Below are 19,558 nucleotides of genomic sequence, written 5' to 3' on the forward strand. Positions count from 1 at the left end.
ATAAAGCGCTATGAACAGCATCCTCATCATCGCCCACGCTCCGTTGGCCCATGCCTTGCGCGAATGCGCGTTGCACGTGTTCCCCGACTGCGCGGAGGGCGTGGTAGCGCTGGACGTACAGCCCCATACATCTCCCGAAGAGACCTTCTCCATGGCGCGCATCGCCATGGAGCAGATGCGTTCTTCCCATTTTTTGGTGCTGACCGACGTGTTCGGTGCCACGCCCTGCAATGTGGCGCAGAAGCTGGTGGATGGCGTCAAGTCCAAGCTCATCACTGGCGTCAACCTGCCCATGCTGCTGCGCACTGTCAGCTATCGCCATGAATCGCTGGAGGCCCTGGTGTCCCGTGCGCTGATTGGCGGTTCGCAGGGCATCATGCAAGTCGCCATCACCGCACCCCAGAACCAAGCCCGCAAGAAGCATGATCAAAGCCACTACGACCATCAGCAATAAATTGGGCCTGCATGCCCGCGCGTCCGCCAAGCTCACCAAGCTGGCGGGCAGTTTTCCCTGCGAGGTCTGGATCGCCCGGGGCGAACGCCGCGTGAACGCCAAGAGCATCATGGGCGTGATGATGCTGGCCGCAGGCATAGGCTCCACCGTGGTCATCGACACCGACGGCCCGCAAGAGCAAGAAGCCATGGACGCGCTGTTGGCGTTGATTGACGACAAGTTTGGTGAAGGACAGTAATTGACGGCATGGCCGCGTCACTTTTACTGCTGATAATTCATCCATGACTTTTTCCATCCACGGTCTTCCTGTTGCCCGCGGCATTGCCATCGGGCGTGCCGTGCTGGTGGGCTCCAGCCGGGTCGAGGTGGCGCATTACTTCATCACGCCCGACCAGGTCGAGGCCGAGATCAACCGCGTGCGCGTTGGCCGCAATGCGGTGGTGGACGAGCTACAGCGCCTGCAGCACGACATGCCCAAGGACGCGCCGCACGAGCTCGCGGCCCTGCTTGACGTGCACCTGATGCTGCTGGAAGACGAAACCCTGACCATCGGCATCAAGCACTGGATTACCGACCGCCTGTACAACGCCGAATGGGCGCTGACCACCCAGCTGGAGATCATCTCGCGCCAGTTCGACGAGATGGAGGACGAATACCTGCGCGAGCGCAAAGCCGACCTGGAGCAGGTGGTCGAGCGTATCCTGCGCTACATGAAGGGCGTGGTGTCGCCCGTTGCACCACCCGTGCCGGCGCGGCGCAAGTCTGGTGAAGGCCTGTTCCCCGACGAAAACCTGGCCGTGCCGCTGGTGTTGATCGCGCACGACCTTTCGCCGGCCGACATGCTGCAGTTCAAGCAAAGCGTGTTCGCCGGCTTTGTTACCGATGTGGGCGGCAAGACCTCGCACACCGCCATCGTGGCGCGCAGCATGGACATCCCCGCCGTGGTGGGCGCGCGCACCGCCAGCCAGCTGGTGCGCCAGGACGATTGGGTGATCATCGACGGCGACGCCGGCGTGGTCATCATCGACCCGTCCACCATCATCCTGGCCGAATACGGCTTCAAGCAGCGCCAGGGCACGCTGGAGCGCGAGCGTTTGGTGCGCCTGCGCCATACCCCGGCCATCACCCTGGACGGCCAGAAGGTCGAGCTGCTGGCCAATATCGAGATGCCCGAAGACGCTGTCGGCGCGGTGGAGGCCGGCGCCCTGGGCGTTGGCCTGTTCCGTAGCGAATTCCTGTTCATGGGGCGCCAGGGCCGCCTGCCCGACGAGGAAGAACAGTACCAGGCCTACCGCCGCGCGGTGGAGGGCATGCAGGGCATGCCGGTCACCATCCGCACGGTGGATATCGGCTCCGACAAGCCGTTGGACAAGGGCCAGAAGGAAGACACCCACCTCAACCCCGCGCTGGGCCTGCGTGCCATCCGCTGGAGCCTGGCCGATCCGGCCATGTTCCTGACCCAGTTGCGCGCTATTCTGCGGGCCGCCGTGCACGGCCAGGTGAATCTGCTGATCCCCATGCTGGCGCACGGCAGCGAGATCCGCCAGACCCTGTCGCTGTTGGATTTCGCCCGGGCCGAGCTGGACAACCGGGGCATTGCCTACGGCCCGCTCAAGCTGGGCGCCATGATCGAGATTCCGGCTGCCGCCCTGTCTCTGCCGCTATTCCTGAAGTACTTTGACTTTTTGTCGGTCGGCACCAACGACCTGATCCAGTACACCCTGGCGATCGACCGTGCCGACGAGTCGGTGGCCCACCTGTACGACCCGCTGCACCCGGCTGTGCTGCGCCTGCTGGCCGACACCATCCAGGCCTGCCATGCGCAGGGCAAGGGCGTCAGTGTCTGCGGCGAAATGGCGGGTGATGTGTCCATGACCCGGTTGCTGCTGGGCCTGGGCCTGCGCAGCTTCTCCATGCACCCGGCGCAGATTCTGGCCGTGAAGCAGGAGGTGTTGCGCGCCGACACCTCGCGCCTGGCACCCTGGGCGCTGGGCGTGCTGCAATCCGAAGAACCGTCGGAGGCCATCAACCTCCCGCTGAGCGCCCGTAGCGAAGGCGTGGAGTGGGATTCCGGCATGGGGCCGCTGAGCACCTACTGAAATCCTGGCCCGCGCCGGGTTTTGTCCCCACAAAAATCTTTCGCCATGCTAGAGTGCGATGGCGCAAATTGCTGCATTGCAACATCGCGGCGCCGTACCCCGGCACAGGGGCGGCCTGTGCCCTGACCGGGTGGTGTGACCGTCCCGGCTGTGGCCTGAAATTTGCCGACTTCGGTCCGTAACGGCGGGAGGTAAGCAGATATGGTCGTCAGCTTAAATTCACAGATAGTCCAGCTCGGGGACTACGCGGTGCAGAAAGGGCAGAGCTCGGTTTCTGGCCTGTCGTCCGGGGCTTTCATGACGGTGCAGCTGCACCTGGCGCATTCGGCCAGCTTTTGCGGCGCGGGCATTATTGCGGGCGGGCCGTTTCGCTGTGTCGAGTCTTACCACGCGCCGGCCACGCTGGACGAAGACGCTTTTGCGCAGAACGCGCTCTACATCTGCATGAACCCGCTGCTGCCCAATGCCGGGCCGAACCCGGCGCTGCTGGCCCAGCTGGCGCGCGAAACCGCTTCGGCCAACCAGATTGACGCCATAGACAACCTGGCCGACGACAAGGTCTACCTGTTCACAGGCAAGGCCGACACCGTGGTGTATTCCGACGTGGTGGAGCGCACCCGCCGCTTCTACGAGTTGCTGGGCGTGAAGCCCGCGCAGATCTTCTACGACAACAGCCTGGACGCCGGCCACTCCATCCTGACCGACAACCCCGAAGACTCGGTGCTGCATACCAACCAGCCGCCCTACATCAACAACGGCGGCTTCATGCAGTCGCACCACATCCTGCAGCATATCTACGGCCCGCTGAACCCGCCGGCCGAACAGCTGACCGGGCGTATGTTGCGCTTTGACCAGACCGAATTTTTTGGCAAGCAGAAGCGCGCCAGTATGAGCGACTTTGGCTATGCCTACATGCCCAAGGCGGTGGAAGAGGGTGCGCCGGCCCGCGTGCATATTGCCCTGCATGGCTGCAAGCAGGGCTACAACTACGTGGACTATGTTTACGGCCGGGCCGACATCAGCAACCAGCCGCCCTACGGCAACCGCTACTTCACCACCACCGGCTACAACCACATGGCCGATAGCAACAACATCATCGTGCTCTACCCCCAGGCCGAGGGCCGTGACGACGGTGAAACGCAGAACCCTGAGGGCTGTTGGGACTGGTGGGGCTACTCCAGCCCCGACGCACAAAAGCCCGACTACTACTCGCGCGAGGCCATCCAGATCAAGGCCATCCACAGCATGCTTAGCCGCCTGGGCGGCTAAGTCACGGTCTATACCCACACACCAGGAGCCCACCATGCCCAAGAAAGCCGATTCTTCCACTGCCGCCAGCAACACCACCAACGCTGTTGCCCTGGTGCCAGCACCTGCCACACCTTCTGCAGCCGCGCTTACGCCGGTCACTGCCATCACCGAGGTCGTGCCCATCGCCATGGCCCAGACCGCCCATGCGACCCGAGCCGCCACCCCGGGACCGGTGCAGCATATGCAGACCTTCCAGATCCTGATGGGCCAGTGGTTTGCCCGCATCAGTGGCAATGCGGCCAGTACCGCGGCGCTGCTGCCCCAGGCCTGGAGCACCGACATCTGGCAGGAGATGGGTCAGATGCAGGCGGCCGTGCTGCGCCGCCTGCAACAGCAGCAACAGGCCTGGGTGGTTGGCTGCACCGGCCTGGCCAAGGAGTACCAGGAGGGCAAGCGCGCCAATACCATGTCCAAGCTGGTCGAGCAGCAGTACAACCTGGCCGCCCAGTTCGGCCAACTGCTCAGCCAGCAGGCCACCAACCTGGTGGGCCTGCAGGAAAACATCGAGGTGGACTACGGCTACTGGGTATCGCAGAAGCTCTGGCGCTAGCCTGCGGAATTTAAGAGAAATCGGGCTCTGGCGCACGTATTACCTGCGCGGGAAGCTCCTAATTTTGTAGCGACTACGGTTTAGGGATGCGGATGCGGCTGATCATCAGCGAGCCCGACACGGCAAACATCAGCACCAGCGGGTGGAAGTGGAAGCCGCCCAGCTCCATGCTGCCGAACCACAGGTTCTCGCGCAGCGCACCCGACCAGGCGGCCAGTGCCATCACAAATACCGGCACGATGGAGGTGGGAATGGGCGTGCCCTCGAAGTACTTCACCTTGTCGCCGCCGTCAGACAGCATTTCCGCCGTGACGTTGAAGCGGGCCAGGCGCGACACTCCGCAGGCCACGAAGAAGGCCAGCACGATGCGGTCGTACAGGCCTTGCATGCCGCAGCCGTAGGCAATGATGGCGGGGGCCACGCCGAAGGAGATCACGTCGGCCAGCGAGTCCAGCTCGCGGCCCATGATGGAGGTCTTTTGCCGCCAGCGGGCGATCTTGCCGTCCAGCACGTCGAACACAAAGGCCGCCAGCACCAGCCAGCAGGCAAAGTACACATGCCGCACGTCGCGTATCTCCAGGTAGGTCATGATGGAGAACAGCGCGCCCACCCCGCACACGGCGTTTGCCAGCGTGAACCAATCGGCCAAGTGGAATTCGCGGATCATCGAAAACGGCTTGGGCGGTGTACCGGGTGTCATGGGATATCAATTCCTTTGCGTGCAAGTAGGTGGTCAACCCGCCAAGGATAGCGGCTGTGGCTGCGCTAGGCCACCTGCGCCGCAGTCCGGTCGTCGGGGATTTATAGGAAATAGGCCGCTGGCGCAGGTAATACCTGCGGTGGCAGCTCTTATTTCGATAGCGGTTTCAGCAGCTCCTGCAGATCATCCTCCGAGAACAGCGGCTCTTTGCGGGCCTGGGCGCCGCTGTACATGCTCTCGGCCAGTGCGGCCTTGCGGTCCTGCAGGGCCAGTATGCGTTCTTCGATGGTGCCCTGGGCCACCAGTTTCACCACCCACACGCTGTGCGTCTGGCCGATGCGGTGGGCGCGGTCGGTAGCCTGGGCCTCCACCGCCGGGTTCCACCAGGGGTCGTAATGGATCACCGTGTCGGCCTGCGGCAGGTTCAGGCCCACGCCGCCGGCCTTCAGGCTGATCAGGAACAGCGGCACGGCGCCGCTGGTGAACTGCTCAATGATCTCGTCGCGTTTTTGCGACTGGCCGGTGAGTTTGACCCAGGCAATGCCGCGTTTTTTCAGCTCGACCTCGATGCGCGCCAGCATGCTGGTGAACTGCGAGAACAGCAGTACCCGGCGGCCCTCGGCCAGCATCTCGGGCAGGACTTCCATCAGTTGCTCCAGCTTGGCCGACTGCTGCATGTTTTGCGCCGCTTCCAGCGGTAGCAGCCGCGGGTCGCAGCAGACCTGGCGCAGCTTGAGCAGGGCGTCGAGGATGGTGATGTGTGACTTGGCCAGGCCCTTGCCGCTGAGGGCTTCGCGCACGGCTTTCTCGGTGCTCAGGCGTATGGTTTCGTACAGGTCGGCCTGGGCGCCGGCCAGCTCCACGCGCAGCACGGTTTCCACCTTGGGCGGCAGCTCGTGCGCCACCAGGGCCTTGGTCCGGCGCAGCATGAAGGGCGTGATGCGCCGGCGCAGCTGGGCCAGGCGCTCGCTGTCGCCGGCCTTCTCGATGGGCGCGCGAAACAGGGTGTTGAACTGCGCCTGGCTGCCCAGAAATCCGGGCATCAGAAAGTGGAACAGGCTCCAGATCTCGCCCAGGTGGTTTTCCATGGGCGTGCCGCTCAGCGCCAGTCGGTGCTGGGTGTTGAGCTCGCCCACCACCTGCGCGGCCTGGGTGCTGGCGTTCTTGATGTTCTGGGCTTCGTCCAGCACCACCGTGTGCCAGGGGGCTTGCAGCCAACCGTCGCGGTCGCGCTGCAGCAGCGAATACGGGGCAATCACCACGTCGTGGGCGTGCGTGGTGTCGGCCACCTCGTGGCGGTCGGCGCCGTGCAGCACCAGGGTGCGTAGGCCGGGGCAGAAGCGCTGGGCCTCGCGCTGCCAGTTGCCCATCAGGCTCACCGGGGCAATGATCAGCGCCGGGTTGCTCAGCCGGCCGGCGTCTTTTTCGACCTGGATGTGGGCCAGGGTCTGCAGCGTCTTGCCCAGGCCCATGTCGTCGGCCAGGATGCCGTTCAACCCGGCACGGCGCAGAAACTGCAGCCAGTTCAGGCCCTGCTGCTGGTAGGGCCGCAGGCTGGCCTGCACGCTGGCGGGCAGGGCCACTTCGGGCAGGGCTTGCTGGCCGGCGAGCTGGGCTACCAGCTCCTGCAGGGCCTGGGCTCCGCTCCATACCGCGCCCTGGCCGAGTGCTGCACCGGCACGCAGCGCCTCCATGCGGCTCAGGCGCAGGCTGTCGCCGCCCAGGTCGTGCTGGCGGCTGCCCGCCAGTTCCAGCAGGGCCGAGAGCCAGGGGCGCAGCGGTTCGGTGGGCACGCGGATGAAGGCCTCGCCCTCGGGCTGGCGCAAAAAGACATGGGGCGGCAGCACGCGCTCGCCGCTGTGCGCATCCACCGGGGCATTGGCCAGCTGCGCCAGCAGGCTGGGCAGCCAGGGCAGGATGTTGTGCCGCTGGCCGTTGATTTCCATGCCCAGCGACAGGTCGAACCAGGGCGATGCCTCAGGGTCGGCTGCGCCCTGGGGTTGCATTTCCACCTGCAGCACATCGGCGCGCTGCAGCCAGTGCTGCAGGGCGTCGTCCTGGCTGACCTGGAAGCCGGCTGTGCGGAAGACGGCAAAGTCGGTATCGGCCCAGTCCAGCCAGGGTTGTTGCGACATGCGACCCGGAATGCGGTAGCCCTCCGTGGGTGAGCCCAGCAGGCCCAGGCGATCTAGCTGACCCCGCAGCTCAGCTTCGGTGTCCAGGTCACGGAAGAGCAAGGTGCGGGTGCTGCCGTTTTGCACCAGTACCGTGTGTTCGTAGTGGTCCCAACTGCCGCGTAGGCCCGCATAGTCGAAGCTCAGCTGCGCCCGTAGCAGGCCCTCGGTAGCCTCATTCTTGGGGCTGACAGGTGATATGTGCAGATGGCCGACGGGCTTCACGCCTTGCGCCGTGGGCAGGGGTGTCAAGGTGGGCGGCATGGCCACGGCGGCCAGGCGGCGCAACAGCGGTGCCTGCAGCGGCTGCAGGGCGGACTGTGGCACGGGTGGCGCATTCAACAGCAGGGGCAACTGGGCGGCGGGTATGCCCTGGGTCTGTGCCAGGCCACAGGCACCCTGGGCCAGGTCCAGGTACAGCGGCGGGTGGTTGGCGTAGATCTGCGCAGTGTCCTGGCCGCCGTCTAGCCTGGCGCGCAGGTTCCAGAACGGCTCATCGGCCTTGCTGTCCTTGCTGGCCTGCCATTCCCAGGCCATGTCGCGCGGCGGGCTCCATTGCAGGGTTTTGCCCAGAAAGCCGCCGTCGGCCAGCGCAAACAGCCGCCCGGTGGCGGAGGCCAGCTGCAGCGCCAGCAGGCCGGCCGCACCAGCCACCACGGCGCTGATGCCGTAGGACGGGCTGGGCGAGGCTACGCTCTGGCCCTTCAGCAGTAGCAGCAGTTCCTGGTCTTGCGGGCTGGCGTCGTCCCACATGGGGTGGCCGGGCGTGGGCAGGGTGGAGACGCTCTTGGGCTTGCTCCAGTCGCCGTTCTTCTTGGGCCGGGACTTGTGCAGCTGCAGCTCCAGCATGCCCGCCAGATGCGCGCCGGGGCTGGGGCTCAGCACATAGACAAAGCTCTCCCACAGCTCGGTATGGGCGGCCGAGGGGCCGCGTTCCAGCGCATCGAACTGGGCCAGCCAGTGGCCCACCTTGGCCTGCGCCGCAGCGCGGCTGCGCTCGGCTGCGGCCTGGCGGGCGGCGGCCAACTCCGCCTCGGTCGGCGGTTTGGCAGGCGGCGGGGTGTTGCTGGTCTGGGTGCGGTAGGCGGCCTTCAGCGATAGCGCGACCGCGTGCTTGCAGTCAACGCCCACCGGGCAGCTGCAGTCGGCGTCCCAGTGCGTCAGCATGCCGTGCACATTGATGTGCAGGCGGATGTTTTGCGTGTACGGGCTGCGTTCGCTGCCCTGTACCGTGCCGCTGAGCTGCCAGCGTCCGTTGTCGATGGCGCGGACTTCCATGTCCAGCACCTTCTGGCCCCGGTACAGGGTCAGGCCCCGCTCCAGCACCGCGCTGGAGACGAAGTTGCCCAGGTTTCTAGGGTTGAACCATAGGCCCCCGACAGTTGCCATTTATTGCTGGGCTGCCAATGCGTGTTCGGCTTGTTGGTCGGCGTGGTAGCTGGAGCGCACCATGGCGCCCACGGCGGCGTGGCTGAAACCCATGGCGTAGGCCTTTTCCTCGAACATCTTGAAGGTGTCGGGGTGCACGTAGCGCTTCACCGGCAGGTGGCTGTTGCTGGGCGACAGGTACTGGCCGATGGTCAGCATGTCGATGTTGTGGTCGCGCATGTCCTGCATCACCTGCAGGATTTCTTCGTCGGTCTCGCCCAGGCCGACCATGATGCCGCTCTTGGTGGGCACGTTGGGGTGCAGGGCCTTGAATTTTTTGAGCAGGTTCAGGCTGAACTGGTAGTCGGAGCCGGGGCGGGCTTCCTTGTACAGGCGCGGCGCGGTTTCCAGGTTGTGGTTCATCACGTCCGGCGGGGCCAGCTTCAAAATTTCCAGGGCGCGGTCGTCGCGGCCACGGAAGTCGGGCACCAGCACCTCGATCTGGGTCTGCGGCGAGAGTTCGCGGATGTTCTTGATGCAGTCCACAAAGTGCTGGGCGCCGCCGTCGCGCAGGTCGTCGCGGTCCACGCTGGTGATCACCACGTATTTGAGCTTCAGCTTGGCGATGGTCTTGGCCAGGTTCAGCGGCTCGTCCACGTCCAGCGGGTCGGGGCGGCCATGGCCCACATCGCAGAACGGGCAGCGGCGCGTGCACTTGTCGCCCATGATCATGAAGGTGGCCGTGCCCTTGCCGAAGCATTCGCCGATGTTGGGGCAGCTGGCTTCTTCGCACACCGTGTGCAGATTGCTTTCACGCAAAATTTGTTTTATTTCGTAAAACCGGGTGCTGGGCGAACCGGCTTTCACGCGTATCCATTCGGGCTTCTTCAACACTTCGCCTTGCACGACCTTGACCGGGATGCGCGACAGCTTGGCGCCCGCTTTCTGCTTGGCCAGCGGGTTGTAGGACTCTACGGATTGCGCGTCGCGGACGACTTCATTGGTGCTCATGGGCGTGGTGCTTCGAATGGTTTGCCAGGGGGTGGATTATCGCCCGGGCTGCGGATTAGAGCTTCCTGTCTTGGTATTGCCATGACTTGGGGCGTATAGTTTGGATTATGTTGCAGTGCAACATATTGTTGTACTGCCCGACCTGACTACCACCGTTTACTACCACTGGAGCTATCCATGCTGAATTTCGAAAACATCCTCGCCACCCAAAAATCCGCTGTTGCCGGCCTGTTCGATCTGTCGAACTCCCTGTTCGGCAGCGCTGAAAGCCTGGTTCGCCTGAACCTGCAAGCCGCCAAGGCCACGCTGCAAGAAGCCGCCGATGCCAGCCAGACCCTGGCCGGTGCCCAAAACCCCCAGGCTTTCGCCGACCTGCAAAGCCAGGCCCTGAAGGCTGCTCCTGAAAAAGCCGCCTCCTACCTGCGCCATGTGCAGTCCATCGTGACCTCCAGCGGCAACGAAGTGCGCGAATACGTGGAAGCGGCTGCAAGCGATGCCAAGGCAGAAATCAGCAGCTTCGTGGAAGCCGCCGCCAAAAATGCCCCAGCCGGCAGTGAAAACGCCGTGGCCTTGGTGAAGTCGGCTGTGGCTGCCGCCACCAACGCCATCGAATCCGCCCAACAAGTAGCCAAGAAAGCCACCGACAAGGCAGTGGAAACCGTGGAAGCCACGCTGGAAGCCAAGGCTTAAACCCTGCACCCGGGCGCTACGGCGTCCATCCCTGACAAAATATGCCCTGCGGCCTGGTGGATCACCGGGCCGTTTGTCTTTGTGGAAGGACTTGACTCACCCCCAGGCTGCAGCGCTACGCGTCTTGCGCCAACCCCCTTGCAGGGGGCGACACCAGTAGCCCGGCAAAGCCGGTTCTACGGTGTCCTTGGAGGGGTGCGTTGTGCCTAAATTATTTGTGGAGAAATGAATGCCGAGTCAAAGCCCCTCTTTTTTCAGCCGCCTGGCCCTGGCATTTGCCGTGCTGGGCGATGGTGCCCTGGCCGCCCGCCTGCAAGCACTGCGTGACGGCGTGCCGGCTGCGCCTGCCCCGTCTCCCGTTGCGCCACCCGCGCCCGTGCCAACGCCCGCACCTGTGGTGAAAGTCTCCACCCCGGACGCCGCCCTGCAACTGCTGGGCCTGCTGCAGCGCGAAGCCCGGTTTGTGGACTTCATCCAGGAAGACGTGGCCGCCTATTCCGACGCCGACATTGGCGGCGCCGCGCGCCTGGTGCACACCGGCTGCCGCAAGGTGCTGCAAGAGCATTTCACCCTGGTGCCGGCCCGCACTGAGGCCGAAGGCAGCCGCGTCGTGCTGGATGCCGGCTTTGACGCCAGCAGCGTGCGCCTTACCGGCAATGTGGTCGGCCAGGCTCCGTTCCGTGGCACGCTGCGCCACCCCGGCTGGAAGGCTACCGACGTGCGCCTGCCGCGCACCACCGAGGGCCACGACCCGCACGTCATCGCCGCCGCTGAGGTGGAACTGTGAGTGCAGCTCCAAACGCTGCCCGCTACGCCATCGGCATCGACCTGGGCACGACCCACTGCGCCCTGTCGTTCACCGACCTGAACGACCCCAGCGCCACCCCGCAGATATTGCCCATACCGCAGCAAAGCGGCCCTGGCGCGGTGCAGGACTACGCGCTGCTGCCGTCCTTCATTTATCTGCCCCACGGCAGCGAATTCGCCCCCGGCGACCTGGCTTTGCCCTGGGACGCTGCGCCCACGGGCGTGGTCGGCGAATGGGCGCGCAGCCACGGCGCGCAAACGCCGATCCGCCTGGTGTCCAGCGCCAAGAGCTGGCTCTGCCACCCCGGCGTGGACCGGCGCGCGGCCATCTTGCCGCCGGACCTGCCCGGTGCTGCAGCGGACGAGGTGGCGCGCATCTCGCCGCTGGAGGCCAGCACCCGCTACCTGGCGCATCTGCGCGATGCCTGGAACAGCGCCCACCCCGAAGCCCCGTTCGGCCAGCAGGCGCTGACCGTGACCATCCCCGCGTCCTTCGACCCCGCCGCCCGCGAACTCACGGCAGAAGCCGCCCAGGCCGCTGGCTATACCAGTGTCACCCTGCTGGAAGAGCCGCAGGCCGCGCTGTACAGCTGGATCGCCCAAAGCGGCGGCGGTTGGCGCAAACAGGTCAAGGTGGGCGACGTGATCCTGGTGGTCGACGTAGGCGGCGGCACCAGCGACTTCTCGCTGATCGCCGTGGTCGAATCCGAAGGCAATCTGCAGCTGCACCGCGTGGCCGTGGGCGAACACATCCTGCTCGGCGGCGACAACATGGACCTGGCCCTGGCCCACGGTGTGGCGCGCCAGCTGGCGGCGGACGGCAAATCGCTGGACGCCTGGCAGTTGCGCGCCCTCACCTACGCCTGCCGGCTGGCCAAGGAAAAGCTGCTCAGCGACGCCGAGGTGCAGTCGGTTCCGCTGGTCATCCCCAGCCGCGGCGCGCGCCTGATCGGCGGCTCCATCAGCGCCGAGCTGCGCCGCGAAGCGCTCACCGCCACCATCCTGGAAGGCTTCTTTCCGCAGGTGGACAGCAGCGCCCGCCCCATCAGCCGGGCCCGTGCGGGCTTGACCCAGCTGGGCCTGCCGTATGCGCAGGACGCGGCCGTCACCCGGCACCTGGCCGCGCTGCTGGGCCGCCAGGTCGGCGCCACTGCGGCCCTGGGTGGCTTTGCGCCCGCGCTGGACGCGAGTTTTCTGCACCCCACGGCCGTGCTGTTCAACGGCGGCGTGTTCAAGTCGGACCTGCTGGTGCAGCGCACCCTGGCCACGCTGAACAGCTGGCTGGAAGCCGAAGGCGCGCCGGCTGCACGCCTGCTCGACGGTGCCGACCTGGACTACGCGGTAGCCCGCGGCGCCGCCTACTACGGTACGGTGCGCCAAGGCCAGGGCATCCGCATCCGCGGCGGCACGGCCCAGTCCTACTACGTGGGCATTGAATCGGCCATGCCCGCCGTGCCCGGCCTGGAGCCACCGGTGCAGGCCCTGTGCGTGGCGCCCTTCGGCATGGAAGAAGGCAGCCAAGCGGACTTGCCGCCGCAGGAGTTTGGCCTGGTGGTCGGCGAAGCCGTGCGCTTCCGCTTCTTCGGCTCGTCCGTGCGGCGCGAGGATGCTGTCGGCATGCTGCTGGATTTCTGGTCACCCGACGAGCTGCAGGAGCTGGCCGAGATCGAAGCCAACCTTCCAGCCGACGGCCGCGCGCCCGGCGAGGTGGTGCCGGTGAAACTGCGCGCCGCCGTCACCGAAGCCGGCACATTGGAGCTGCACGCGATTCCGCGCAACGGTGGCGACGGCTGGAAGATCGAGTTCGAAGTAAGGAATTAGGCTCACCCCCAGGCTCCACGCTGCGCGTTTCCGCCACCCCCTTGCAGGGGGCGAACCCAGTGGCCCGGCAAAGCCGGTTCAACGGGTTCTCTGGCAGGGAATGTTCACGTTAAACAGGCTGCTAGCGCAGGTAACACCTGCGCTAGCAGCTATTAAAAAGTGAGCATCACGCTTCCCTGAGCTCCGTCTTGCGCTCGATGATCCGCGACACCAGGCCGTACTCCACCGCTTCCTCGGCCGACAGCCAGCGGTCCCGCTCTATGTCGACCAGCACCTCCTCCAGCGGCTTGCCGGTTTCGCGCGCGATGGTGCGGGCGATGCGCTCGCGGGCCTTGACGATCTCGCGCGCCTGGATGGCGATGTCGCTGGCCGGCCCGCCCGCGCCGCCGCTGGGCTGGTGGATCAGAAAGCGCGTGTTCGGCAGGCAGTAGCGCCGCGCACGCGGCACGGCCAGGAACAAATGGGTGGCGGCGCTGCCGACCCAGCCGGTGCCCACCATGTTCACCGGCGCGGCAATGAAACGCAGGATGTCGTGGATGGCATCGCCCGACTCCAGGTGGCCGCCCGGCGAGCTGACCAGCACGTCAATCGGGTCGGCGCTGTCGGCGTCCAGCGCGATCAGCCTGCGCGCCACGTCGGCGGCCATCACGTCGGTGACGGTGCCGAAAATCAGCAAGGTACGCGACTTGAAGGCTTTTTCCTCCAGGTAAGAGGTGCGCGGCTCGGTGGCGCTGGATGGCGGGGTGGTGTCTGGGGTGTCCATGTTGGAGTCCTGGTAGTTGAACTGCTTTGACGAATGGGGCTTAGCTTTTGTGACATCCCCCAAGCCACCCTATGGCACCATGTAGACATGTACGACGAACACCATTGGGTTCTGCTGGATTCCGACCGCCGCCGCCTGCTGCGCGCTGCCTCCCGCTTGCTGGGCCCGGCGGAAGCCGAGGACGCTGTGCAGGACGCCTACCTGCGCGCGCTGACGCCAGACACGCAGGCGCCCTTTGTTGCCCAGGCCTGGCTGCTCACCGTGGTGCGCAACCTGGCCATAGACCGCCTGCGTCGCCGCGACTGGATGCAGCAATGGCTGGCCGGGATGGACGCTGACGACGCCACATCCCCCTCGGCCGAGATGGATGCGGCGCTGGCGCAGGAAACCACCCACGCCTTGCGCCGGCTCGCGGCCCAGTTGGCACCGGAGGACGGCGCCGCCCTGTTGCTGCACGAGGTCTTCGAGGTCACCCATGCCGAGATCGCCGAGGCCAGCGGCCGGTCTGAAGCCGCGAGTCGGCAGCAGCTGCGCCGGGCGGTGTTGCGGCTGCGCCAAGCGGCTGGCCCCGGGACCGATACGGAGCCAACGGCGGAACAAGAAACCGTGTTCCGCCTCTACCTGCAATCCCTGCAGCTGCGCGATCCGCAGACCCTGTGGGCGATACTGCGCCAGCCACCGATCAGCGCCTTGGCGGCTATGTCCACGCTGGCGATAGCAACCACGATAGCATCGCCTGCGAGCACCTGCGGCGTCGTGCAGCTGGGCGGTCAACTGGGCCTGGTGCTCAGCCTGGACGGCGTCCGGCTGTGCGTGCTGCCGCTGGGTGTGCGGCCCGAGTGTGAGCCGGAAGCCGCGCTGCAGTGAGAGCCGCAGCCCGGCTGGCCGGTGCCGTGGGCTGATTACACTTCCAGTATGAAAAAAGCCTCCGCCGCAGATGTTATTTGCGCAAGCAGCTATGCTTAATGTAGCAAGCAAGCAACCGCGCTATACCGTTGGCATCGATCTGGGCACCACCCACACGGTGGTGGCGTTTGCCGAACGCGGGGCGGCGCAAATCCAGCTGTTCCCCATCGCCCAGCTGGTGGCCGCGGGCGAGGTGGCGGCGCTGCCGCAGCTGGCTTCGGTGCGCTTTCACCCTGCGCCCGGCACGCTGGCGCCGGCGGATGTGCAGCTGCCCTGGCCGTCTACCGAGTCGGCGGAATCTGCGGTATTGGGCCGCTTCGCGCTGGAGTTGGGTGCGCAGCAGCCTGGTCGGCTGGTGGCCAGTGCCAAAAGCTGGCTGTCGCACGCCGCGGTGGACCGCGCCGCGCCCATCCTGCCCTGGGGCGCGCCTGACGACATTGCCAAGGTTTCGCCCCTGGCCGCCAGCGCCAGCACCCTGACCCATGTGCGCGCCGCCTGGAACGCCCAGCACCCGAAAGCCCCGCTGGAACAGCAAGAGCTGGTGCTGACCGTGCCCGCGTCCTTCGACGAAGGTGCGCGCGCACTCACGCTGGAAGCCGCACGCCTGGCGGGTTTGCCTGGCGTCAGGCTGATCGAAGAACCCCAGGCCGCGTTCTACGACTGGGTCTACAGCCACCGCGACACGCTGGCGGAAGATTTAAAGAAAACCCGCCGCGTGCTGGTCTGCGACGTGGGCGGCGGCACCACCGACCTGACGCTGATCGACGTAGAGATCGTCGGCGGCGAACCCAAGCTCACCCGCAGCGGCGTGGGCGACCACCTAGTGCTAGGCGGCGACAACATGGACCTGGCGCTCGCGCATCTGGTCGAGTCGCGCCTGGGCAGCGAGCGCCTGAGCGCGACCCAGCTGGCGCAGCTGACCCAGCGCTGCCGCGCTGCCAAGGAGCTGCTGTGGAGCCCGGGCGCGCCCGACAGCACGACCGTCACCCTGCTGGGCAGCGGCTCCAGACTCATAGGTGGCGCGCGCTCGGCACCGCTAAGCCAGGCCGATCTGCAGCAGCTGCTGGTCGACGGCTTCTTCCCCCCGGTCGCCGCCGACGCCCTGCCGCAGCGCGCCCATAGCGGACGTGGTGGCCTGGTGGCCTTCGGCCTGCCGTATGCGAGCGACGCGGCCATCACCCGGCATATCGCCGCTTTTTTGCAGCGCCACCCCAGCGTGCGGCCGGATGCGCTGCTGCTGAATGGCGGCGTATTCCATGCCGAGGCCTTGGTCCAACGTCTGCACGACACATTGAACCGCTGGAGCGCCCAGCCGCTGCAGCTGCTGCACAGCCCGCAACTGGATGCCGCCGTGGCCCGCGGCGCCGTGGCCTATGCGCTGGCCCGCGCCGGCAAGGCACCGCGCATCGGCGGTGGCTCGGCGCGCAGCTACTTCCTGGTGCTCGATGACGGCCTGACCAGCCTGCGCGGCATCTGCGTGCTGCCGCATGGCGCCGAAGAAGGCCGGGCCATCACCCTGGCCGACCGCACATTTGCGCTGCGCCTGGGCCGGCCGGTGCGTTTCTACCTGGCCTCCAGCGTCACCGATACCCGGCACCAGCCGGGCGAGCTGATCGATTTATCCACGGGCCACTTCGTGCGCTTGCCACCGATTTCCACCGTGGTCCAGGGCAGCGCCAGCGAGGTGCTGGTGCAGCTCAGCACTGCGCTCACCGAGGTCGGCACGCTGGAGATGCATTGCGTCGCGGTAGCCGACCCCAGGCAGCGCTGGCAGCTGGAATTCCAGCTGCGCGGCGAGGCCCCCGAGGCCAGCGTCGAAGCCGTGCCGCACCCGCGCCTGGCGGAGGCCAGCAACGCCATCGGCCGCGTCTACGGCGACCGCAGCCAGGGCGTGGACGCCAAAGAAGTCAAGCAGCTGCGCAGCCAGCTGGAACGCCTGCTGGGCAGCCGCGACAGCTGGGACACACCGCTGCTGCGCACCCTGTTCGGCCAACTGCTGGACACGGCCAAGCGCCGGCGCCGCACCGCCCAGCACGAACGCCAGTGGTTCAACCTGACCGGCTACGCGTTGCGCCCGGGCTTTGGCCACCCGCTGGACGACTGGCGCGTGCAGCAGCTGTGGGACTTGTTCGAGCCCGGCATCGCCCACAGCCACGAGCCACAGCAGTGGTCCGAATGGTGGACGCTGTGGCGCCGCGTGGCCGGTGGGCTGACGGCCGAGCAGCAAGACATGGTCTATGAAGCCATCGCCTACTACCTGCAGCCCGTGGGCGGGCAGGACATTGAAGCGCCCGGCGGCCCGCCCATGCTGGCGCTGGACGAGATGCTGCGCATGGCGGCTTCGTTCGAACGCATCTCCGTAGCCAACAAAGTGCAGCTGGGCCAGTGGCTGGTGCAGCGCTTGGCAAAGCCGGGCGAGAACCCGCAGGCCTGGTGGGCGCTGGGCCGCATCGGTGCGCGCCAGCCGCTGTACGCCAGCCTGCACCACGTGGTGCCGCCGGAGGTGGCGGTGCAGTGGCTGGAGGCCGTGCTGGCGCAAGACTGGGCGAAGGTGGAGCCGGCAGCCTTTGCCGCCACCCAGATCGCCCGCGCCACCGGTGACCGCGCCCGCGATGTGCCCGATGCGCTGCGCCAGCGCGTGGTCGACCGTTTGCTGGCCGCCCGCGCCGCCCCCGCCTGGGTGGCCATGGTGCGCGAGGTGACGGTGCTGGACGAGGCTGATACCCGGCGCGTATTCGGCGAATCACTGCCGGTGGGGCTGAAGCTGGTGGATTGAGTCTGCTATTAATTTGATAGCTACTTGCGCAGGTATTACCTGCGCTGCATGCCTAAAACCGTCAAGACTGCAGAATGAAACTTCCCGTTCGCCCTGAGCCTGTCGAAGGGTCCTTCGACAGGCTCAGGGCGAACGGTAGATGCAGCCTCAAGCCTGCTTGTTACGGCGCTTTGCGATGGCACCCGCTGCCAGCAGGCCGGTGAATACCAGCACCATGCTGCCGGGCTCGGGAATCTGGTTGGTGGCGCTGAAGTTGGACACCACGGTGGTGGCGCCGCCAAACAGGCTGTCCACCGACGTGGTTTCAAACCCGAAGGTGCTGCCGGCATTCACCAGCAGCGACAGGCTGCCTGATTGCGGGTCGAACAGGCCGTCGGTGCTGAGCTGGTGCAGCACGCCGTCCAGGATGTAGCCAAAGCTGTCGTTACTGGAGCCGCCGTCGTCGGCTGTGCTGTAGTTCCAGTTGAAGCTCAGCAGGGTGTTCTGGTTGAAAAGCAGGCTGTAGCTCAGCGTGGTCGGGTCCAGCGGCGCGCCGCTGAAGTCGCTGAAGTTGGACGAGTTCAGCGTCAGCGTGCTGCTGTTGGCCGCCACGGTGCCGTTGCCGCCGTTGCTGTTGGCCGTGGTCCAGTTGGCGGGGGCTGTGTTCAGCACGAAGTCGGCGTGGGCGCTGCCGGCCAGGCCGAGGGCCAGGGCGGAGATGGCGAGGAATTTGGAGTGCATGGTGTAAGGGCTGAAAAGTATTTAGTTGGGCAGGGTCTGATTCACGAAGCTGGAGCCGCCCAGGTCGGACTCGTCAAAGGTGAAGACGAACCACTGGTTGGGGTTGGCCAGGCCACCGGCGGTGACGGGCAGGAAGTCGTTGTCGTTGCCGATGTACAGCGTGTGCTTGACGGCGCGGTCTACCACCACGTCCTGGCCAAAGGCCATGCCTTCGAGCTTGGCGGGGATTTGCGTGTTCTTCAGGCCGGCGGCTTGCAGCTTGGCGGCGATGTCCAGGAACAGGGTCTTGGGCACGGCATAGGGCAGCAGGTTGGCTTCGCCGCTGAGCTTGCTGACGTCGGTGGCGCCAGCCAAGTCAATCTTGTAGACGCGCTTGACCACGGCTTTGCTGTCGTCGCCCAGGCCCTTGCCGTCGCGCTCCAGCACCAGGATTTCATGGCTGTTCAGCGCCAGGATTTCGCTGCTGTTGTAGGCCTTGGCCATGTCGGCCAGGTAGTTGTCGTAGACGTATTGCTGAGTGGCGCCAGAGGCGATGTTGATGCTCAGGATGCGGTTGGCGCGGCCACCGTCGCCGCCGTCCTGGATCAGCGGGCTTTGCATGAAGCCGAACAGGGTTGTGCCGTCGGGCGAGATAGCCAGGCCTTCCATGCCCTTGTTGGCTACGCGGCCGCTGGTGTTGCCGCTGATTTCGGTAGCGCCGGAGGAGGATTTCTTGGCGATGGCCAGGCTGGCCGGCAGGGTGATGGTGCGGCCGCGGCCGCCGCTGGCGCGGTCAAATTGGTAGATGTAGGGGCCGTACTCGTCGGAGATATACACCGAGGTGCCGCTGCGCGACAGGCGTATGCCTTCGGGGTCGAAGCGGGCATCGGCCACGTCGGCGGAGGTGCTGGCGGCGGCAAAGTTGTCCGAGCGGCCCGAGAAGTAGAACTTGCCCGTCGTGTTGGCCGCTGGCACGGCCGAGAAGCCGGCGACCGGCTCGCCGTAGTGCAGTGCTGTGCGGCTGTACAGCAGCGTGGTAGCCAGCAGGCTGGGGCTGAGGGTGAAGGGCAGGCCGGTGCTGGCGTCGGGCGTTTGGCTCAGCGCCAGGTTCAGGGTATGGAAGCGGGGGATGTAGCTGGCGGTGTTGTCCACGCTGGCGTTCCAGGCGGTGGCGTTGGGGCCACGGTCGGGCAGGGCCAGAAAGGTGCTGCCGCCGGCCCAGGTGAGGCCGGATCCCACGCCACCCAGCAGGTCGCCGCGTACACCGTTTTCCAGTGCACCGCTTTGGCCGGACAGGTCTGTTGCGCTTGCGGAGAGTTTGCCGATCGCCACCAGATCGATGGCCTGGGCGGACGTGGCTGCAAGGGCGCAGACCAGGGCCGCGGTTAGCAGGGAGATACGCGAGTGCGGGTAGCGCATGGGTGTCCTT

16 protein-coding genes are annotated in these 19,558 nt (G+C 66.1%); 10 read left to right on the forward strand and 6 right to left on the reverse strand.

The window, feature by feature from the left end:
* The first annotated feature begins 10 nt into the window (after positions 1–10).
* The 5 genes from AC07O2_RS11045 to AC07O2_RS11065 all read left to right on the forward strand — a co-directional run bounded on the left by AC07O2_RS11045 (position 11) and on the right by AC07O2_RS11065 (position 4,414).
* Positions 11–454, forward strand: coding sequence for a PTS sugar transporter subunit IIA (locus tag AC07O2_RS11045; protein WP_490592060.1), 444 nt, complete (start codon positions 11–13; stop codon positions 452–454).
* Entirely contained in the window at positions 423–692 is a 270-nt protein-coding gene (locus tag AC07O2_RS11050) for an HPr family phosphocarrier protein (RefSeq protein WP_495075778.1), read from the forward strand. Before AC07O2_RS11045 ends, AC07O2_RS11050 begins: the two co-directional genes overlap by 32 nt.
* 43 nt (positions 693–735) lie before the next feature.
* Positions 736–2,553 carry a phosphoenolpyruvate--protein phosphotransferase gene (gene ptsP, locus AC07O2_RS11055; RefSeq protein ID WP_495075779.1) on the forward strand — a complete coding sequence of 606 codons (1,818 nt, stop codon included), beginning with the start codon at positions 736–738 and terminating at the stop codon, positions 2,551–2,553.
* A 201-nt stretch (positions 2,554–2,754) separates the two neighbouring features.
* Positions 2,755–3,822, forward strand: coding sequence for an extracellular catalytic domain type 2 short-chain-length polyhydroxyalkanoate depolymerase (locus AC07O2_RS11060; RefSeq protein ID WP_495075780.1), 1,068 nt, complete (start codon positions 2,755–2,757; stop codon positions 3,820–3,822).
* A 34-nt stretch (positions 3,823–3,856) separates the two neighbouring features.
* Complete coding sequence (locus AC07O2_RS11065; protein ID WP_495075781.1) at positions 3,857–4,414, forward strand: hypothetical protein; 558 nt, start codon at positions 3,857–3,859, stop codon at positions 4,412–4,414.
* A gap of 73 nt (positions 4,415–4,487) precedes the next feature.
* Here the strand turns inward: AC07O2_RS11065 and pssA are convergent, their stop codons facing one another.
* The 3 genes from pssA to lipA all read right to left on the reverse strand — a co-directional run bounded on the left by pssA (position 4,488) and on the right by lipA (position 9,667).
* The gene (pssA, locus tag AC07O2_RS11070; RefSeq protein ID WP_495075782.1) at positions 4,488–5,114 is read right to left on the reverse strand and encodes a CDP-diacylglycerol--serine O-phosphatidyltransferase; all 627 of its coding nucleotides are present in this window, start codon (positions 5,112–5,114) and stop codon (positions 4,488–4,490) included.
* Between the two features lie 149 nt (positions 5,115–5,263).
* Positions 5,264–8,677 carry a DEAD/DEAH box helicase gene (locus AC07O2_RS11075; protein ID WP_495075783.1) on the reverse strand — a complete coding sequence of 1,138 codons (3,414 nt, stop codon included), beginning with the start codon at positions 8,675–8,677 and terminating at the stop codon, positions 5,264–5,266.
* On the reverse strand, positions 8,678–9,667 hold the full coding sequence (lipA, locus tag AC07O2_RS11080; protein WP_490592065.1) for a lipoyl synthase: 990 nt from the start codon (positions 9,665–9,667) through the stop codon (positions 8,678–8,680). It lies immediately after the preceding gene.
* Positions 9,668–9,844: 177 nt separating this feature from the next.
* On the opposite strand from lipA, the gene phaP reads away from it, so the two are divergent.
* From phaP to AC07O2_RS11095, 3 genes are all read left to right on the forward strand, one after another.
* A complete protein-coding gene (phaP, locus tag AC07O2_RS11085) occupies positions 9,845–10,357 on the forward strand; it encodes a TIGR01841 family phasin (RefSeq protein ID WP_495075784.1) in 513 nt (170 codons plus the stop codon).
* A gap of 229 nt (positions 10,358–10,586) precedes the next feature.
* On the forward strand, positions 10,587–11,144 hold the full coding sequence (locus tag AC07O2_RS11090) for a DUF2760 domain-containing protein (protein WP_495075785.1): 558 nt from the start codon (positions 10,587–10,589) through the stop codon (positions 11,142–11,144).
* Positions 11,141–12,985 carry an Hsp70 family protein gene (locus AC07O2_RS11095; RefSeq protein ID WP_495075786.1) on the forward strand — a complete coding sequence of 615 codons (1,845 nt, stop codon included), beginning with the start codon at positions 11,141–11,143 and terminating at the stop codon, positions 12,983–12,985. Before AC07O2_RS11090 ends, AC07O2_RS11095 begins: the two co-directional genes overlap by 4 nt.
* A gap of 166 nt (positions 12,986–13,151) precedes the next feature.
* Here the strand turns inward: AC07O2_RS11095 and AC07O2_RS11100 are convergent, their stop codons facing one another.
* Positions 13,152–13,748 (reverse strand): ATP-dependent Clp protease proteolytic subunit, encoded by a 597-nt coding sequence (locus AC07O2_RS11100; protein WP_495075787.1) that lies wholly within the window; start codon positions 13,746–13,748, stop codon positions 13,152–13,154.
* 87 nt (positions 13,749–13,835) lie between these two features.
* On the opposite strand from AC07O2_RS11100, the gene AC07O2_RS11105 reads away from it, so the two are divergent.
* On the forward strand, positions 13,836–14,615 hold the full coding sequence (locus AC07O2_RS11105) for a sigma-70 family RNA polymerase sigma factor (RefSeq protein ID WP_495075788.1): 780 nt from the start codon (positions 13,836–13,838) through the stop codon (positions 14,613–14,615).
* Between the two features lie 91 nt (positions 14,616–14,706).
* Positions 14,707–17,430 (forward strand): Hsp70 family protein, encoded by a 2,724-nt coding sequence (locus tag AC07O2_RS11110; protein ID WP_495075789.1) that lies wholly within the window; start codon positions 14,707–14,709, stop codon positions 17,428–17,430.
* Between the two features lie 147 nt (positions 17,431–17,577).
* Here the strand turns inward: AC07O2_RS11110 and AC07O2_RS11115 are convergent, their stop codons facing one another.
* Together AC07O2_RS11115 and AC07O2_RS11120 are read right to left on the reverse strand one after the other, a co-directional pair.
* Complete coding sequence (locus AC07O2_RS11115) at positions 17,578–18,150, reverse strand: PEP-CTERM sorting domain-containing protein (protein WP_495075790.1); 573 nt, start codon at positions 18,148–18,150, stop codon at positions 17,578–17,580.
* Between the two features lie 21 nt (positions 18,151–18,171).
* Positions 18,172–19,548 (reverse strand): esterase-like activity of phytase family protein, encoded by a 1,377-nt coding sequence (locus tag AC07O2_RS11120; RefSeq protein WP_495075791.1) that lies wholly within the window; start codon positions 19,546–19,548, stop codon positions 18,172–18,174.
* Positions 19,549–19,558: the final 10 nt, after the last annotated feature.

The organism is Rhodoferax sp. GW821-FHT10B06 (assembly GCF_059415605.1).

Excerpts from the sequence above, each read along its gene's own strand:
- AC07O2_RS11075 (WP_495075783.1), bottom strand. The coding sequence starts at position 8,677 with ATGGCAACTGTCGGGGGCCTATGGTTCAACCCTAGAAACCTGGGCAAC.
- AC07O2_RS11105 (WP_495075788.1), top strand. The coding sequence starts at position 13,836 with ATGTACGACGAACACCATTGGGTTCTGCTGGATTCCGACCGCCGCCGC.
- pssA (WP_495075782.1), bottom strand. The coding sequence starts at position 5,114 with ATGACACCCGGTACACCGCCCAAGCCGTTTTCGATGATCCGCGAATTC.
- AC07O2_RS11100 (WP_495075787.1), bottom strand. The coding sequence starts at position 13,748 with ATGGACACCCCAGACACCACCCCGCCATCCAGCGCCACCGAGCCGCGC.
- phaP (WP_495075784.1), top strand. The coding sequence starts at position 9,845 with ATGCTGAATTTCGAAAACATCCTCGCCACCCAAAAATCCGCTGTTGCC.
- AC07O2_RS11110 (WP_495075789.1), top strand. The coding sequence starts at position 14,707 with ATGCTTAATGTAGCAAGCAAGCAACCGCGCTATACCGTTGGCATCGAT.
- AC07O2_RS11120 (WP_495075791.1), bottom strand. The coding sequence starts at position 19,548 with ATGCGCTACCCGCACTCGCGTATCTCCCTGCTAACCGCGGCCCTGGTC.
- ptsP (WP_495075779.1), top strand. The coding sequence starts at position 736 with ATGACTTTTTCCATCCACGGTCTTCCTGTTGCCCGCGGCATTGCCATC.
- AC07O2_RS11050 (WP_495075778.1), top strand. The coding sequence starts at position 423 with ATGATCAAAGCCACTACGACCATCAGCAATAAATTGGGCCTGCATGCC.
- AC07O2_RS11065 (WP_495075781.1), top strand. The coding sequence starts at position 3,857 with ATGCCCAAGAAAGCCGATTCTTCCACTGCCGCCAGCAACACCACCAAC.
- AC07O2_RS11090 (WP_495075785.1), top strand. The coding sequence starts at position 10,587 with ATGCCGAGTCAAAGCCCCTCTTTTTTCAGCCGCCTGGCCCTGGCATTT.
- AC07O2_RS11045 (WP_490592060.1), top strand. The coding sequence starts at position 11 with ATGAACAGCATCCTCATCATCGCCCACGCTCCGTTGGCCCATGCCTTG.
- AC07O2_RS11115 (WP_495075790.1), bottom strand. The coding sequence starts at position 18,150 with ATGCACTCCAAATTCCTCGCCATCTCCGCCCTGGCCCTCGGCCTGGCC.
- lipA (WP_490592065.1), bottom strand. The coding sequence starts at position 9,667 with ATGAGCACCAATGAAGTCGTCCGCGACGCGCAATCCGTAGAGTCCTAC.
- AC07O2_RS11060 (WP_495075780.1), top strand. The coding sequence starts at position 2,755 with ATGGTCGTCAGCTTAAATTCACAGATAGTCCAGCTCGGGGACTACGCG.